Raw genomic sequence first — 16151 nt, 5'->3', positions numbered from 1 at the left:
GTCCTGTTCGCCGGGTTCGATGCCCGGTGGCGGGACGTTGGTAGTCGGCGGTCTTAGCGAAGGCGTTGCGGCCGTTGACGGTTTGTTGTCAGTTGGTCACTCTTTGCGGTAATCCGCAGCGCAGAACTCCCTCCCCTGCTTTGCTTGGAGCGATGGTCCCATCGGTGGAGGGGCGGCTGATGCAGACACAGATCCAGCTCACAGGTGGCGATGAGACGGCGGAGTTCGCCGCGTTGTGGCAATGGTTGACCAGCGAGCGGGCGCTGGCCGGGACGGTGAAGGTCGTACGGAGGCCCGCGGCGGAGGACGAGCTGGGCGGGGCCTTGGACACGCTCGTCCTGGCACTCAGCTCAGCAGGCGCGGTCGCGGCCCTGTCACGGGCGCTGACCACCTGGCTGGCCACCCGCCGGGCGGACGTCACCATCACCGTCAAGGCCTCCGGCGAGGTGAAGCTAGACGCCCGGCGGGTCAAGGACCAGGACATCGCGCCGCTGCTGCGCCAAGTATTGCGGGCGCCCGATGAGTCCTGAGGCGCCCCGCTCGCCTGACCACCCCCGCTCCCGGGCAATCCTGATCGGTGTCTCGGCGTACGACGACAAGGCGTTCCGCCCGCTACCCGCTGCGGCCAACAGCCTTGACGGACTGCACCAAGTCCTGACAGACCCCAACCTGTGCGGCTGGCCGGCCGAGCAGATCACCCTCATCCCCAACCCCGCCGACGTGGCCGGCCTGGTGCGGACCTTGCGGCGGCTGGCCCGCGACACAACCGACGTGCTGCTGGTGTACTTCGTCGGGCACGGGATCATCCTGCAGAACGGGCATCTGTGCCTGCCGCTGACCGGCACCGACGAGGGCGATCCCGACGTCACCGGCCTGGAGTACGAACGCCTGCGTCAAGCGCTGCTGGACAGCCCCGCACGGGTCAAAGTGGTGATCCTGGACTGCTGCTACTCCGGCCGTGCCGTCCAGGCGTTGTCCGCCGAGGGCGTCGCCGACAGCGCCGGCATCCGTGGCGCCTACACGCTGACGGCCAGCGACCATACCGCTCATGTTCCTCCGCTGGGCCGGCAGGCCAACGCCTGCACGTCCTTCACCGGCGAACTCCTGGACCTGGTCCGCACCGGCCTGCCCGACGGCCCGATGTGGCTCACCTTGGACCTGCTCTACCCGCATCTGCGCCAGCGTCTCCACAGCCGGGGCCTGCCGGAGCCCAACCAGCGAGGCACCGACACCGCCGGCCGGCTCGTCTTCACCCGCAACCCGGCTTCCCAAGGCCAGGCGTCCTCTTCATGGGCTACTCCACCTCCCCATGAATCCGGTCGCGCCGCCCTTCAGTCACGAGCACGGACCGGATGGAGAATCGCGGTGACCGCCACCGCGACCTCTGCTGTCGTCATCGCCAGCCTGCTGCTGGCTTCACGAGGGCCGCAAACGCCCGGCTCCGTCGGCAGTACGCCTGCCGCATCCAGCGCTCCCAGCGCACCGACCCGCGCGATCGGCTGGACGTACACCACTGGCGATTTCATCATCTCCAGCCCGACAGTGGCCGACGGAATCGTGTACATCGGCAGCAGCGACCACAAGGTGTACGCGCTGGACGCGGCCACCGGCCGGGTGGGCTGGACCTACACCACTGGCGGCCACGTTTACTCCGGTCCAGCAGTGGCTGAGGGAATGGTGTATGTCGGCAGTCGCGACAAGAAGGTGCACGCCCTGGACGCGGCCACCGGCCGCGCGCGCTGGACCCATGCGACCAAGGGCGAAGTCAACTCCAATCCGGCGGTGGCCGGCGGAATGGTGTACGTCGGCAGTCGCGACGGCAAGGTGTACGCCCTGGACGCGGCCACCGGCCGCGCGCGCTGGACCCGCCCCACCGGCGGCGCCATCCTCTCCAGCCCGGCGGTGGCCGACGGAATCGTGTACATCGGCAGCGACGACGACAAACTGTACGCGCTGGACTCGGCCACCGGCCGGGTGCGCTGGACCTACACCACCGGCGGCGCCGTCGACTCCAATCCGGCGGTGGCCGGCGGAATGGTGTACGTCGGCAGCGGCGACGGCAAGGTGTACGCCCTGAACGCGACCACTGGCCGGGTGCGCTGGACCTACACCACCGGCGCCGCCGTCCTCTCCAGCCCTGCGGAGGCCAAGGGAGTGGTGTACGTCGGCAGCACCGATGGCAAGGTGTACGCACTGGACGCGACCACTGGCCGGGTGCACTGGACCTACACCACCGGCGAAAAGATCGACGCCCGTCCAGCGGTGACCGACGGCGTGGTGTACATCGGCGGCTTCGACGACAAGGTTCATGCGCTGGACGCGACCACCGGCAGGGTGCGCTGGAGCCACACCACCCTCGGCGACATCAGTTGGTCCAGTCCCGTGGTGGTCGATGGGCTTGTGTACGTCGGCAGCACCGACAGCAAGGTGTACGCCCTGGACGCTACGACGGGCCGCCTCTGACGCTGCCCACCCTCAAAGGGCCTCCGCTTCGCTCCGGGCGTTCCTTTTTCCCACCCCTTACCCGTTTGGGTGGTTGGCTGTTTGATGCCCGCCCGCCCACAACGGCCCTCCGCTTCGCTCCGGACGTCCTTCCAGGCGGGCTGGCGCCCGCCCCCTGAAGGGCCTCGCTCCGCTCGGACCGCCTTCCCAAAAACGCTTCGCCGGGCCGGCTGCTTGACCGTGGCGGCAACGCCATCGAGACCGGCACCGACTCCTACGGCCTGTCCCAGGCCCGAGCATCACCGATCAGGGCAGCCGGCTGCACGTCATGCAGTCGCATCAGCAACTCCCGGCCAAGCGCGTTACACATGTCGTAGTCGTCGAACGTGAGCACCACGTTGCGCTCGTACGGGACCAGCGGCGGCAGGTAGGGCAAGAACACATCAGCTCGCACACCGAACGGCGAGCAGTTGCCCACGGTGAAGACTGCGGCGTTACGCCGCAGGTGCGGACACTGCGCGATCGCCTCCGGAATACACCCCCGACACGTCGGCGGTGCGTTGGTATAGCCGTCGCCACCATCACCGGAGTCAGATGACAGCAACCACCAGATCCGACCCGTCTCTGCGTCTACCGCCGAACAAGCGCACACCTGGCATAGCCGATTATCCATGCAACGCCACTGCCGCCTGGTGTTCACCGACGTGAAGTCGGGCCGTCCCGTCATCTTCTTGCCCTGCCGCAGCCGCAAGACGCCGTTGTTGTAGTCGCCACGACTCGGAATGGCGTAGCCGAGTTGGAAACCGCCACGGTGCGGTATCCATTTCAACGGGTGAGTCTGGATTTCCCCCGTCCACCCGATCACGTACGGATAGCGAAACCCGGCCTCGCCCGTCTTCGCCACCAGACTCACAGCCCCTCCCGGTCATAGCCAGGAATGAGCGCTGCCACCAGTTCGGGAGCCTGGGCAGGTACAAGATGAGGTCGGCTCTGCTGCGAAGGGAGGGCCACGCAGAAGTGGCTCAAATCAACGCTCACCGTGATGGCAGCCACGATCTTCCCCTGTCGGTCCCACACCTCGATGGCGGGCGTGTGGTACTCGGGGAATGCCAGCGGTTGCCGTCCCCACAACTCCAGGCTGATCATCGACACCCTCAGACACGGGATATGCCGCCGTTTCAATTCCCGCTGCACAGGCCCGAGCGCCTCATACAGCTGGCTGGCTGTATCGGCGGTTACCCCGTTGTGCGGGGCCTGGCGGGGCTCGGCAGCACGTTTCGGTGACATGCCATCGACGCTAGGTTCTGCGCGATCGGCGGCCCAACGAGTATGTACAAGTTTCTACGCGACTTCAGTCCAGCAGCGCTTCAAGCGCGGAGTCGATCAGGGCCCGTGCCGGGTTCCCAAAGACGGCATCCTTCTTCAGATCCCCGAAGCACTTCACGTACAGGCCGATCTCGCGCGGCTGCGTGAGGTTCACGATGGCCGACACCAGCTCGATCACCACCGTGGAGTCGTCGTAGATGAGGAAGCTCTCGGTGACCTTCTGCACCCGGGAGACGCCGCTGGGGATGATTCCGAGGGAGATGTTGGGCTGGTGCATGCCGATCAGCAGGTGGGAGAGCTGCTCACGCATGATGACGTCCGAGAAGGGGCGGTCCCGCAGCACCGACTCCTCGATGATCAGGACACAGCGACGGCTGGGACTGTCCAGGAGACGTCGGCGGGCCAGCCGCGTCTTCACGGCCTCCTCGATGTCCGGGACGGGGACCTCATGGAACTCCGAGAAGCGCGTCATGATCGCCCGCATGTAGGCCGGCACCTGCAAGGGCCACGGCACGAGGTTGGAGGAGTAGAAGCGGTACAGGCTGCTGTTCTCGAACAGGGCCTTGCCCAGCTCCTGCATGCGCTTCTGGCTGCGCTGAACCCGGCGCCATTCGATGTAGGTGTTCTCGGCGTTGCGGCTGGCCGCGATGAGGTTCGGAATCTCCTCCGGGGACGCGCAGATCTGGCACCAGGTGCGGATGTCCGTGTCACTGGGCGGGGTTCGCCCAGTGACGAGACGAGAGACCTTCGACTCCTCCCATCCGGACTGCCGCGCGAAGGCGCGGTTCGTCAGCCCGGCATCTCGGAGGATCTCGCGGAGCCGGGCGGCGATGGCCTTGCGCGCATCCTGGACGCTTGAGGACGGTGAGGTAGCCACGTGCGGGTCGGTTTGTCAGGCAGGCAGCGCGAACTCCTGGTGGTCCGTCGCCCGTTCCCATACGGCCTCGAAGGCCGCGGAACACAGCTTGGCCTCGGCAGCGTCCTCGGAGAGGTCGTAGCCGGCCTTTTCGCCGTGCCCGGACTGGTAGACCCAGCACACCAGGTGGTCGTCGAACTGCCAGAAGTCGCAGGGAGACACAGGGATGTCCCGCGCCTTCGGTCTCTCCAGCCAGCGGACCTGTTCACCGCCTGCCAGGTTCGACCACGGCGTGATCGCGTGCTCGAAGCGGATGTAGTCGCTCGGAGGAACCGAGATGACCCTGGCTCGCCGGAAGACGACGCCACGGGCCACGTGGAACCTGGTGAGATCATTCCAGGCGTCGAGACGCCCTCGGCCTGCGATGCCCGCGATAGGAACTCCGTCCGCCCAGTCCTGGAAGTCCGGGTGCGAGGTGCCGTAGGTGTCCCGAAGCTCCAGGTGCGTCACCGAGCGCTCCGTCTGCTCGAACAAGTCAGTCAGAACTTGGATCATGGCCGCCACACGCCTCCCATAGGGCCTTCTTCAGCTCCTTCGGTACCCGGAAGGCCGCCTCGTGAGGCTCGATATGAGCCACTTCGCGGATCTTCGCGAGTATCTCGGGATCATCGACAGGCCAGCCTACGATCACGAGACTGCCGTCGGAGTCGTCGCTGTGAACGGAGGGGCAACTGTCGGTGTGACTCCCACCCTTGCCCCAGAACCGTAGCGCCATGGTCCGCTCCTGGCCTTCGAGTGTGTACGAACTTCTACATCACCTGAGCGTGATGCCGCAGCCACACCGAGTCAAGGCGCCGATCCCGAATGCCCTCATATGTGATTGTTGGCGTCCGTGCCAAGGAAACCAAGATCATCGCCATCTCTTACTGGCGTGAAGTGGATGATCCCGACGTCCTTCTCGCGGACGTCGAGACCTCTCACTTCCTCATGCCGCCCTCCCAGGAGAGCATCCGCCGCACCTGCGCTGAGGGCGAGTTCAGCGTCATCAGTGTCTGGGGGCTGAAGGGTGGGTCAGCGGCCGATGGCGCCCCTCGTGGCCATCGGGTCATATGTAGCAGGGCGGGGGAGTGCACCCTTTTGCCGATCGGCGGAAATTCGCTAGAAGCGCCTGGCGATCTCTCGGGCTCGCTCGTCCGCCTGCTTCCGCTCATCCTCATACGACCCCGTCAACGTCGGATGGTGCCGGATCTCCTGAACGTCGTCGATCCCGGCCCAGCGCAGCCACCCGCCGAAGAACGTCGACTGGAAGTCGCTCCCGAACTCCGCCCCGACCCCCGGCCCCCAGACCGCGCTGGTGTAGACGACCGCGGCCCGCTTCCCGCTCAGCAGGTGCTGGTAGCCGGTCTCCGGATCCACCCCGAACACCATGCCCGGCTGGCTGACCACGTCGATGAGCTGCTTGAGCTTGTACGGCACGCCAGAGTTCCACATCGGCACGCTGAACAGATACCGGTCATAGGCGTCGAACCACTCGAACACCCGCACGGCCGCCTCCCAGGCCGCCGCCTCCTCTCCGTCGGGCACACCCCCTCCGAACACGGTCATCTTGGCCTTCGCCGCGGCGGGCCCGAACTCCGGCAGACTTCCATCCCACAGATCGAAGTGGTCGACCTGCGCCCCGGGATGCGTGGCGACGTACTCCTCGACGAAGGTCGAGGCGATGGCCAGCGAGATCGACTCCGCTCCTCTGGGGGAGGCGGAAATGTGCAGGATCGGCTTCATAGTTGCCCCTTTCCGGACTGCGGTCCGCTTGTAAGAGAACAATACGGACCATGGTCCGGTTGGTCAACCGCGCATCAGGCTCGACATCGCCGACCGAGTGCGGGAGAAGGCCTCGATCCGGGAGATCGCGCGCGAACTGGGCCGTGCGCCCTCGACCATCAGCCGGGAGATCCGCCGCAATCGGCACCCCACAGGCGGCCAGTACCGCCCGCACGCGGCCCAGGCCCGCGCCGACGCCCGCCGGCCCCGCCCCAAACCGAGCAAGATCGGCCAGAACCCGTCGCCGCCGACATGCCCGTCTACTTCTGCGATCCGGCCGGCCCCTGGCAGCGCGGCTCCAACGAGAACACGAACGAGCTGCTGCGCCAGTACTTCCCGAAGGGCACCGACCTATCCGTCCACACCCGCGCCCAGCTCGACGCCGTCGCCGCCGAGCTGAACTCTCGACCTCGCAAGACGCTCGGCTGGGACAGACAGCCTGGCGGAGCGTCTCGCGGAGCTCCTGGCAACCTGCGTCTGACCTGGCGGGCCGTGGTTCGCGGCACCGCGACTCAAGGGGGCAAGGGCGCACCCAATGGCGAGGCACTGACATGCCGATGACAATCCTGATCTGGGCAGTAATTCAGTTGCGTGGCGTGGATTTAGTCGTCATGATCCCGCCCGTGCTTTCTGACCTGTGGCCCCAATACGGCCTGACCATTTTCACCCCACGACTTGAACTCCGCCTGCCTCGGGAGGAAGAACTGGCGGCACTCGCACATCTGGCAGGCAAAGGCGTGCACCGGGCAGACGAGCGCCCGTTTTTGACTCCGTGGACCGACGGCGGTCCCGAGGATCGCGTCCGGTCTGTGCTCCAAGGACACTGGAGCCAGCTCGCAGGATGGAGCGTGGCAGCGTGGCAGCTCGGACTCGGGGTCTTCCACCACGGCCAACCGCTTGGCGTGGTCACGCTTCGAGCACGCGATTTCCTCGTCGTTCGGGAGGTCACAACGTCCTCGTGGCTGGGCATCGAGCACCAAGCCAAGGGCTATGGAACCGAGGCTCGGGTCGGCCTGCTCACCCTGGCCTTCGACCACCTCGACGCACGTGCTGCGCGTACCGAGGTGTTCCAGGACAACCACGCCTCTCAGGGCGTGTCCCGCAAGCTCGGCTACGAGCACGACGGCGTCTCGGTGGACGCCCGCGATGACGAGGCCCTCGTGTCCGATCGTCTACGGCTCACCAGGCAGAAGTGGACTCAGCAGAACCGGCACCCCGTAACGGTTGACGGGATGACAGCGTGTCGTCCGATGTTCGGCCTCTAACGCCATCCGCTCATCCTGTCGCGGACATGAAGAGCCGCAGGCTTCCCGGCCACCTCGAGATCACCGCGTTGCCCCTGAGCGGCCGGTAGCAGACCGGACACATCACCCGCCGATCCCCAAAGAATCGCATCGTCGCGGCCCGCATCGCATGAGCAGGCAAACGAAAAGGCCGCTCGCCCCCTCGATGCCAGGGGCGGGCGGCCATCGCCGCGCTGCTCGGAGCCAGTTCGGACATCCTCGCACAGTGGATGCGCCGCCACCTGGACGGAATGCCCGAGCCTGACGCCAAGAGGGGAGGAAGGTCGCGCGTCGCCCCGCGGTGGCTACCCGGCCGGGAGACCGAGTGACAGGCATGGCGGGCATCCTTTCCGGGGCTCACCTGTCGCCCGCGGAAGGATGCCCAGCGGTGACGGTCGGCACCGCGCCGGCCTGGTGAGGCGACGACCGACGAGCCCCGCTTCGGAAACGGTTCTTAGCCGGCCACGACCCGAACGATCTCGCGCGGCCGTACCTCGCGCTCGTCATAGGCCAGATCGAGGTCCGCCTCCTGCACCGCGGCCAGCGACGTGGCGAACGCCTCGTCCGACTCCCACCGCACGATCGAGATCACCGCGTCGTCGGACAGCCAGCATTCGGCCGACAGGCATCCTGGCGTGCCCCGGAACACCTCGGCGACCCGGTGCACCCGGGCGATGAACTCCTCCCGGTGGGAGGCGTGCGGATAGTGGCTGGCGATCATTCCGACGTTCATGCCGCACTCCTCTGCCAGCCGCGGCCGATCAGCCGGATCAATGCCGGGTCCACGATCAGGTGGCGGAAGGGCCTGATCGCGGCCATGTAGGCCCTGCCGAACAGGCCGTTCGGCTTGACGAGCACGGCCAGTTGCCCGTGGTGGCCGCCGGCGGAGTCCGGCACCCAGCCGATGTGCATGACGGTGTGCACGGTCTTGTTGGCCAGCTCCGCCGCCCACTCGGTGTCGGTCAGATAGACCGAGGTGAGGGGTACGGCGACGGGGTCCGGGGCGGGCGGAGCGGCACGCAGGTCGGCGGGGAGCCGGTTGCGCAACGTCTCCACGCGTACGCCGACGCCGGTGTCCGGCCGGTCCCAGCCGAGCAGCTCGCCGATCTTCCAGCGCAGCGCGAACAGGGCCCGGGTGGCGCCGGAGAAGCGGCCTTCGCCGGTGACCATCTGCCGCACCAGACGTTCCAGGTCGTCGGGGCCGCCGGGGGTGGGCAGCTCCCATACGTCCTCGAGCCGGAAGTCGGGTGTCAGGGCGTGGATCCGCCAGGGGTGTGAGGTGTGGGCGGTGTCCGGGAGTCTCATGAGCAGGTGGCCTCCGTCTCTGTGTCAGCCAACATAGAATATGATTGTTAGCATAGGGGAGGTGGGCGTGACAACACGACGAGAGCAGACCAGCGGCGAGAGCCGCGAGCTGATCCTCGCCGCGGCGGCGGAGCTGTTCGCCGAGAAGGGCTACCGGCAGACGACCTTCATCGACGTGGCCCAGCGCTCCGGGATCAGCAGGGGATCCATCCCGTGGCACTTCGGCAGCAAGGAGGGCCTGCTGCTGGCCGTGCTCGAACGTTCGGTGGCGATGGTCCGCGACAGCCTCACCGAGGTGCCGGAGGCGAAGCTCGAAGAGCTGCACCTGGCGGCCGGTGCGATGTTCGCGCTCCCGACCACCAAGCTCTTCGTCACGCTCCTGGTCGAGGCGCTGGAGCCGGATTCACCCATCCGCGGCCGCTACGTCGAGATCCACGACACGCTGCGCGAGCACTGTCGGCGCTGGCTGGAACGGCTGCCGCTTCCGCCGGGGGTGTCGGCCGAGGCGCTGGCCGTCGCGATCATCGGCGCCGGGATCGGCATCCATCAGCAGTGGCTGCTGGCGCCGGGGCGGGTCGATGCCGAGCAGGCGCTGGCCGCGCTCAGCGCGCTGGTGGCCGGGATCCTGCCGGCCGAAAGCGATCTCCACCGAACGGGGGAGGCCGCCGCTCCGCCTGGTTAGTACCGGAGAACCTCGAAGTCACCGAGGGTCACCGAGTTCGACAAGCGGAACGCGCGCCGGTCTGGTGCGGCGCTGGAACCCGAAAGCGGCGATCATCAGCAGGGCCGCCCAGACGGCACAGTAACCGCCGAAGATCGCGCCGCCGCGCTCAGTGAATGCCACCCCTCCGAGCATGCCGACCGCGCCCGCCCCGGCCATGACCACACATGCCCACAGCAGCACGAGCAGCGCCACGCGTGGCAACCGGCGGCGCACTGGCAGCAGAGAGATCACGATCAGCAGGACGATGAGCAGGCCGCTGCCGGCGTTGGCCCACTGCGCCTGGGCGACCTCGCCAGGCCCGTAGTCACGGTAGGCCGCAGCGGCCACGCGCGGGCCGCCGGTGACCCCGATCCGCCCTTCGACGGCGAAGTGCACCTTCGACGCCACGTACAGGAGCGTCCAGCCGATCGCCGCGTAACCGGCCCAACGAGAAGTCCAGTAAGTCATGCCACCAAGCGTGCCGACGGCGGCGACGGGTGGCTTCCCCACCGTGAGCCATTGCCTTCCCCCGCACGGGGGAGGGGGTCAGCGGCGGGGTGGGTCGATGCGGGCGCCGTCCGGGGTGAAGATCATCAGGCGCGCCTGGTCGACGGCCACCTTGGCCGCGTCGCCGGCCCGCCAGGCCGGGCGCCCGCCCAGGCGGACGATGATGTCGGAGCGGCGGTGGGTGCCGCTGCCGACGTTCTGCCCCACCTGTTCCTGCTGCTCCCGTTCCTCGTCGCGGGAGGAGAACATCCGGCGGACCAGTCCGCCGAGCCCGCCGGACCCGTTCTTGTCACCGTTGGTCTTCGCGCGTCTGTCCGGCGGCTCGGGCACCGGTACGGCGGGCATGCCGCACTCGATGTAGGCGAGCCACTCGTGACCGTGGTACTCCAGTGCCCGCACGCGGCCGAAGAACGACGGCCCCTCGTACGACTCGGGCACCGGCGCCAGGCCGTCGGGGCGCATGCCGACCAGCACCTGGCCGCCCGTGTGCTGCGAGATGGCGTACGCCCGGGGATCGCTCCACGGGATCGTCAGCCGGTGCGGGCCGAAGTCGAGCAGGACGTACTGGTTCTGCGGCGTGTGCACCCTCGCGGCCAGCAGGTTCAGCTGCTGCGAGTTGAGGAACGCCGCCACGAACGCCGTCGCGGGGTCGTTGTAGATCTGCGACGGGGTGCCCACGTCCTGCAGGACGCCGCGGTTGAGGATGGCGATCCGGTCGGCCAGCGTGAGCGCCTCGACCTGGTCGTGCGTGACGTAGATGGTGGTGACGTTCAGCGATCTGACCAGGGCGGAGATCTCCATGCGCAGCTCGGTGCGCATGCCGGCGTCGAGGTTCGACAGGGGCTCGTCCATGAGGAACAACTTGGGCTGGCGGACGATCGCCCGCCCCATCGCGACGCGTTGGCGCTGGCCGCCGGACAACGTGCCCGGGCGGCGGTCCAGCGTCTCGTCGATGTGCAGCGCCTTGGACAGCTCGGTGACGCGCTCGCGCACCTGCGCCGGGTCGGACTTGGCGATCTCCAGGGGAAAGGCGATGTTGCCGCGTACGGTCCTGTGCGGATAGAGGGCGCCGTTCTGGAACACCATGGCGACGTCGCGGTCACGCGGGGCCAGGTGGTTGGCCAGCTGCCCGTCCAGCCAGAGGTCCCCTTCGGTGATCTCCTCGAGCCCGGCGATCATCCGGAGTAGCGTGGACTTGCCACAGCCCGAGGGTCCGAGCAGAACGAGGAACTCGCCATTTTCGGCCTTCAGGCTCAGTCGGTCGACTGCCAGGTAGTCACCCGGATACACCTTGGTCACTTTGTCGAGAACGACCGAGCTCATGGGCCCAACACCTTGCGCACGTGTCACCTGTGACGGGGCTGATTGAAGGGGTAGTACATCGCGCCTTAACGTCACATGTCCACCCTTGTCATAAAAGATCTCTGCCTAATCGCGTTTCGGTCATGGGTTTGGGACATCCGCTGGTGAAAATTTCCGGAAAAACAGGGCCCTGGAAGGGCTTGCGTAAACTTGCGGCAAGGGCTTTCATGGTCGGGACCGTCTAGGGTTACGGAGCATGATCAGGGGGTGGCGCGAGGCCGTGGCCTATCATGCGCGCAGGCGCGGCTTCGCCGGCGGTGACGACCCGCGCGCGCCACAGCCGGCGGCCCGGTGGAAAGTACAGTGGCGGCCATGACCGGTCATGCGCGCCTCGCCGACATCGCCGCCCAGGCCGGGGTGAGCGAGGCCACGGTCAGCCGGGTGCTCAACGGCAAGCCGGGCGTCTCCGCCGCCACCCGCCAGGCCGTGATGGCCGCACTCGACCTCATGGGCTACGAACGGCCGCCCCGGCTGCGGCAGCGCAGCAACGGGCTCGTCGGCCTGGTCACGCCCGAGCTCGACAACCCGATCTTCCCGGCGTTCGCCCAGGCCATCGAGAAGGCGCTGACCCAGCACGGCTACACGCCCGTGCTCTGCACCCAGCTGCCGGGCGGCGCGCCCGAGGACGAGTTCACCGAACTGCTGGTGGACCGCGGGGTGAGCGGCATCGTGTTCGTGTCGGGGCTGCACGCCGACACCACCGCCCGGATGGACCGTTACACCAGGCTCACCGACCGGGGGCTGCCGATCGTGCTGGTCGACGGCTACAGCGAGCACATCGACGCGCCGTTCATCTCGCCCGACGACCGGCTCGCCGCGCGGCTGGCCGTGCAGCACCTGGTGGACCTCGGGCACGAGCGGATCGGGCTGGCGCTGGGGCCGCGCAGGTTCGTCCCCGTGATCAGGAAGATCGAGGGCTACCGGCAGGCGATGGCCCAGCTCCTCGGCACGAGCGCCGTCGACGAGCTGATCGCGCACTCGTTGTTCTCCGTCGAGGGTGGGCAGGCGGCGGCCATGCAGCTCCTGTCCCGCGGCTGCACCGGCATCGTGTGCGCGAGCGACCTGATGGCGCTGGGGGCGATCCGCGCCTGCCGGGAGAAGGGGCTGGCCGTGCCGGGCGAGGTGTCGGTGGTCGGCTTCGACGACTCGCCGCTGATCGCGTTCACGGATCCGCCGTTGACGACGGTACGCAAGCCGATCGGCGCGATGGCCACGGCCGCGGTGCAGACCCTGCTCGAAGAGGTCAACGGCGCTCCCGCCAAGCACGTCGAGCTCGTCTTCCAGCCCGAACTGGTCGTCCGCGGCTCCACGGGCTCCGGCCCGCTGGTGAATCGATGATCCGCGACGTCCTCGTCCTCGGTGGTGCCGGGGTCGACACCACCGTGTACGTGCCCGCGCTGCCCCTGCCGTACGAGGACACCTACTCCGTGCCGCCCGTGATCGACCGGATCGGCAACACCGGCGCCGGTGTCGCGCTCGGCTGCGCGGCGCTCGGGCTCGACGTCGCGTTCGCCGACCTGATCGGCGACGACCCGCAGGGCGCGCTGATCCGCGACGCGCTGCGCGGCCTCGACTTCGCCTGGGCGCCGGCGGCGGCGGGCACCCGGCGCAGCGTCCTGCTGGTCGATCCGGACGGCCGCCGCACCTCGCTGTTCGACCCCAGGGCCACGCCCGGCGAGCGGCTCCCGCGCCACCTCTACACGGGTGTCGAAGCGCGGCACGCGCACGTGTCGATCACCGACTTCTGCCGCCACGTGTACCCGGACCTCGACATGCCCGTCTCCACGGACCTCCACGACTGGAACGGCGTCGACGACTACCACCAGGACTTCGCCTACCGCTCCGACCTGGTCTTCCTCTCGGCCGCCGCGCTCGCCGACCCGGCCGCGACCATGGCAGGCATCATCGAACGCGGCCGCGCCCACACGGTCGTCTGCACGCGCGGCGCCGAGGGCTGCCTGGTCCTGACCCGCGACACACCGCTGCGCGCCTTCCCGGCCGCGCCGCTGCCCGGCCCGGTCGCCGACAGCAACGGCGCGGGCGACGCGTTCGTCTCCGGCTTCCTGTACGGCAGCCTCCGCGGGCTGCCGCTGGAGCGGTGCGTACGGCTCGGCGCCACCGCCGGGGCCCACGCCTGCACCGTCCTCGGCACTCACGAGTCCCCGATCACCGAGCCGGTCCTGCTGAGCCGCGCGTAGGAGCCGAGGCCCCGGTGGGCGGCCTGGCGGAGACGCCTGATGCCGTCCCCGTCTCAGCGATACTCGGTGATCGCGTTCTGGCCGATCGCCCACAGGGGCTTCCCGCCGGGGAGGGCGGTCATCGTGGTCACCGGGGCGGCGGGGGTGACCCGTGACCAACGCCCGCCCGCCTCCGCCAGCAGCCGGTAGGTGTCCTTCCCGGGCTCGGAGCTGAACCGATGGGAGGCCACCCACACCACGCCGCCGCTGTCGCGGGCGATCCCGGTCAACCGCCCGCCGTCAAGGGCGACCGCTCGCCAGGCCGTGCCGTTCCACCGGTATGACAGCGGCCGGAACGTGCCGTCCCCCGTCTCGTAGCCGCCGACCGCCCACACATCGTCGGCGGCCACGGCCAGCACGGCATCGAGCCGCGACTCGAACGAGCCGGGCGGCGACGGCGCGGGCAGCGGCATCCGCTGCCAGGACCGGCCGTCGAAGTGGGCGACGGCGGGCTCCGACTGCGCGGACGCGTCGTCCGGCACCGGGTCCGCCTCCCCGACCGCCCAGATGTCCTGGGGCGACCGGGCGAAGGCGGCGTGCGTGACGATGGGGATCGCCTGGCTGGTCCAGCGTCGCCCGTCGAAGTGCCGCGCCCACCCGTCGCCGAACGTCCACGCCTGCCCACCCCCCAGGGCGATCACCTCGGACGGACTCGCGGCCTCGTCAGAGGTGTCCACCGGATCGGGGACGAACGACCAGCGCCGGCCGTCGAAGTGCAGCAGTCCGGACTCGCCGCCCTCCTTGTCCTCGGCGATGACCCACACATTGCCGGGGTCGGAGGCGTCCACCTTGGTGAGCGTGACGTCCCGGGCCTGCTTCGGCAGCTCCTTCGCCAGCCGTCGCCAGCGCTTGCCGTCCCAGCGGACCAGCAACGCCTCGTGGCCGTCGGTGCCGAAGGTCCGCTCGCCGACCGCCCACGCGTCGCGCTCGCTCGTGGCCGTGATGTCCAAGAAGTCGGCCCCGTAGTCCAGGCCCTTCTGCCGGTAGACCACCCGCCAGCGTCCCTGGGGGCGGGTGGCGGCCGGGGTGCCGCTCGCCCGCACCGAGGGGGTCTCAGCAGGGCTGGGCTGGTCGAGCCCGGTGGGCGAGGCGGCCGTACATCCGGCCACTGTCAGCACCGTCAAGGTGACGAGTACGTGTCGCGGGCCCATCCCGCCTCCTCGCTGATCCCTACGAGCCGATCCCTAAGCCTGAGATGTCGGAGCAATTCCGCCTAGGCGGTCGGTCAGGGCCTGCGCCGTCTTGATGACCTGCCTTCCGATCTCTTCGAGGCGGTCGTGCGTCACGCGGGAGGCCGGGCCGGAGATGCTGACTGCGGTGACGACGGCCCCGCTGTGGTTGAAAGCCGGTGCGGCCACGCAGCGGATGTCGAGTTCGTTCTCCACGTCGTCGATGGCGTAGCCGCGCTCGCGGATGCGGGCGACTTCGGCGCGCAGTTGATCGGGCGAGGTGATGGTGGCCGGTGTGCGGGCGGGCATGCCGGCCGCTATCACCTTGGCGACGACATCGTCTGGGGCGTGAGCGAGGAAGGCCTTTCCGGTGGCGGTGCAGTAGGCCGGCTGGCGCCCGCCGACCCGGGAATGCATGCGGACGGCCTGGGGGCTCTCGACTTTGTCGATGTAGACGATCTCGGGGGGATCGAAGCTGACCAGGTGAACCGCTTCGCGCACGTCCTGGGCGAGCTGGTGCAGCAGCGGCGACGCCGTGCGCCGGATGTCGAGGCGCTCCAGGTAGAGCTGCCCGAGCAGGGCGTTCTCCGGCCCGAGCCGGTAGTGGCCGCTCTCCGGATCCTGGTCCACCAGCCGCGTCTCGCGTAGCGGGGCGAGGAGCCGCAGCACGGTGGATTTGCTCATCTGGAGACCGGTGGCGAGGTCGGTGAGCGAGGTCCCCTGCGGATGACTGTCATCTTCGGCCAGGTACATCAGGATGCTCAGCGCACGTCGCAGGGATGTCGAGGCGTTGCGACGGGTCCCGGGCATGTCAGGGTTCTGGTTCGCGCTGTCGAGCGAAGGCACGCCGGTTCCTCCTGGGGAGATGCGTTGCGAGGGCGATCACGGGTCCACTGCGGGGACCACCGGCACCCTACCGTACTGCATAGCAAGATGAAGTGTCATATGTTGAAATCGACCGTTGACGGCGGCGGGACAGCCGGGCTAATCTCCCCAACATTATGTGGAATGCCATTCTGCATAGCATAACGTAGCAGGCCATCGATGGTGATCTTCCCTTCTCCGGTCGCCCAGGCTCGCCCTCAACCCTCCCGGAAGGGAATGCACGTGATGAGACTTCGTCACCGTACCCGCGCTCTG

At 68.5% G+C, this 16151-nt stretch carries 18 protein-coding genes and 1 pseudogene; 7 read left to right on the top strand and 12 right to left on the bottom strand.

Features of this window, described 5'->3' with window-relative positions; genetic code table 11:
• Window positions 1–179 precede the first annotated feature (179 nt).
• Both KME78_RS42590 and KME78_RS42585 read left to right on the top strand, forming a co-directional pair.
• Window positions 180–530 carry an effector-associated constant component EACC1 gene (locus KME78_RS42590; protein WP_219535208.1) on the top strand — a complete coding sequence of 117 codons (351 nt, stop codon included), beginning with the start codon at window positions 180–182 and terminating at the stop codon, window positions 528–530.
• Complete coding sequence (locus tag KME78_RS42585; RefSeq protein WP_219535207.1) at window positions 520–2463, top strand: caspase, EACC1-associated type; 1944 nt, start codon at window positions 520–522, stop codon at window positions 2461–2463. The genes KME78_RS42590 and KME78_RS42585 overlap by 11 nt, the downstream gene beginning before the upstream one ends.
• Before the next feature lie 253 nt (window positions 2464–2716).
• On the opposite strand, the gene KME78_RS42580 is transcribed toward KME78_RS42585, so the two are convergent.
• The 6 genes from KME78_RS42580 to KME78_RS42555 form a co-directional block, all read right to left on the bottom strand.
• Entirely contained in the window at window positions 2717–3355 is a 639-nt protein-coding gene (locus KME78_RS42580; RefSeq protein WP_219535206.1) for a hypothetical protein, read from the bottom strand.
• On the bottom strand, window positions 3352–3729 hold the full coding sequence (locus KME78_RS42575) for a hypothetical protein (RefSeq protein WP_219535205.1): 378 nt from the start codon (window positions 3727–3729) through the stop codon (window positions 3352–3354). The genes KME78_RS42580 and KME78_RS42575 overlap by 4 nt, the downstream gene beginning before the upstream one ends.
• A 64-nt stretch (window positions 3730–3793) precedes the next feature.
• Entirely contained in the window at window positions 3794–4645 is an 852-nt protein-coding gene (locus KME78_RS42570; protein ID WP_219535204.1) for a helix-turn-helix domain-containing protein, read from the bottom strand.
• 15 nt (window positions 4646–4660) lie between these two features.
• Window positions 4661–5134: a DUF6879 family protein gene (locus KME78_RS42565; protein WP_308127342.1), complete on the bottom strand. Its 474-nt coding sequence runs from the start codon at window positions 5132–5134 to the stop codon at window positions 4661–4663.
• 25 nt (window positions 5135–5159) lie between these two features.
• Window positions 5160–5399 carry a hypothetical protein gene (locus KME78_RS42560; RefSeq protein ID WP_219535203.1) on the bottom strand — a complete coding sequence of 80 codons (240 nt, stop codon included), beginning with the start codon at window positions 5397–5399 and terminating at the stop codon, window positions 5160–5162.
• 383 nt (window positions 5400–5782) lie between these two features.
• Entirely contained in the window at window positions 5783–6406 is a 624-nt protein-coding gene (locus KME78_RS42555) for an FMN-dependent NADH-azoreductase (protein WP_219535202.1), read from the bottom strand.
• A gap of 279 nt (window positions 6407–6685) precedes the next feature.
• Here KME78_RS42555 and KME78_RS42545 point away from each other — a divergent pair.
• Together KME78_RS42545 and KME78_RS42540 are read left to right on the top strand one after the other, a co-directional pair.
• A pseudogene (locus KME78_RS42545) lies at window positions 6686–6926 on the top strand (IS30 family transposase); the annotation flags it as partial.
• A 76-nt stretch (window positions 6927–7002) separates the two neighbouring features.
• Window positions 7003–7710: a GNAT family N-acetyltransferase gene (locus KME78_RS42540; protein WP_219535201.1), complete on the top strand. Its 708-nt coding sequence runs from the start codon at window positions 7003–7005 to the stop codon at window positions 7708–7710.
• Between the two features lie 472 nt (window positions 7711–8182).
• Here the strand turns inward: KME78_RS42540 and KME78_RS42535 are convergent, their stop codons facing one another.
• Complete coding sequence (locus tag KME78_RS42535) at window positions 8183–8461, bottom strand: antibiotic biosynthesis monooxygenase family protein (RefSeq protein ID WP_219535200.1); 279 nt, start codon at window positions 8459–8461, stop codon at window positions 8183–8185.
• The gene (locus tag KME78_RS42530) at window positions 8458–9033 is read right to left on the bottom strand and encodes a DUF2867 domain-containing protein (RefSeq protein WP_219535199.1); all 576 of its coding nucleotides are present in this window, start codon (window positions 9031–9033) and stop codon (window positions 8458–8460) included. The genes KME78_RS42535 and KME78_RS42530 overlap by 4 nt, the downstream gene beginning before the upstream one ends.
• Before the next feature lie 67 nt (window positions 9034–9100).
• Between KME78_RS42530 and KME78_RS42525 the strand changes: the two genes are divergently transcribed.
• On the top strand, window positions 9101–9715 hold the full coding sequence (locus tag KME78_RS42525) for a TetR/AcrR family transcriptional regulator (RefSeq protein ID WP_219535198.1): 615 nt from the start codon (window positions 9101–9103) through the stop codon (window positions 9713–9715).
• Between the two features lie 18 nt (window positions 9716–9733).
• Here the strand turns inward: KME78_RS42525 and KME78_RS42520 are convergent, their stop codons facing one another.
• Together KME78_RS42520 and KME78_RS42515 are read right to left on the bottom strand one after the other, a co-directional pair.
• On the bottom strand, window positions 9734–10204 hold the full coding sequence (locus KME78_RS42520) for a hypothetical protein (RefSeq protein ID WP_219535197.1): 471 nt from the start codon (window positions 10202–10204) through the stop codon (window positions 9734–9736).
• A gap of 78 nt (window positions 10205–10282) precedes the next feature.
• Window positions 10283–11566, bottom strand: coding sequence for an ABC transporter ATP-binding protein (locus tag KME78_RS42515; protein WP_219535196.1), 1284 nt, complete (start codon window positions 11564–11566; stop codon window positions 10283–10285).
• Between the two features lie 351 nt (window positions 11567–11917).
• Between KME78_RS42515 and KME78_RS42510 the strand changes: the two genes are divergently transcribed.
• Both KME78_RS42510 and KME78_RS42505 read left to right on the top strand, forming a co-directional pair.
• Window positions 11918–12943, top strand: coding sequence for a LacI family DNA-binding transcriptional regulator (locus KME78_RS42510; protein WP_219535195.1), 1026 nt, complete (start codon window positions 11918–11920; stop codon window positions 12941–12943).
• Window positions 12940–13803 (top strand): PfkB family carbohydrate kinase, encoded by an 864-nt coding sequence (locus tag KME78_RS42505; protein WP_219535194.1) that lies wholly within the window; start codon window positions 12940–12942, stop codon window positions 13801–13803. Before KME78_RS42510 ends, KME78_RS42505 begins: the two co-directional genes overlap by 4 nt.
• A gap of 53 nt (window positions 13804–13856) precedes the next feature.
• Here the strand turns inward: KME78_RS42505 and KME78_RS42500 are convergent, their stop codons facing one another.
• Together KME78_RS42500 and KME78_RS42495 are read right to left on the bottom strand one after the other, a co-directional pair.
• Complete coding sequence (locus tag KME78_RS42500) at window positions 13857–14993, bottom strand: ligand-binding sensor domain-containing protein (RefSeq protein WP_219535193.1); 1137 nt, start codon at window positions 14991–14993, stop codon at window positions 13857–13859.
• Window positions 14994–15026: 33 nt separating this feature from the next.
• Window positions 15027–15857 (bottom strand): IclR family transcriptional regulator, encoded by an 831-nt coding sequence (locus KME78_RS42495; RefSeq protein WP_308127341.1) that lies wholly within the window; start codon window positions 15855–15857, stop codon window positions 15027–15029.
• Window positions 15858–16151: the final 294 nt, after the last annotated feature.

Source organism: Nonomuraea guangzhouensis (genome assembly GCF_019396345.1).
Taxonomy (GTDB): Bacteria; Actinomycetota; Actinomycetes; order Streptosporangiales; family Streptosporangiaceae; genus Nonomuraea; species Nonomuraea guangzhouensis.
The sequence above is the reverse complement of the archived record's forward strand: the minus strand, read 5'-3'. Positions and strand labels throughout refer to the sequence as shown.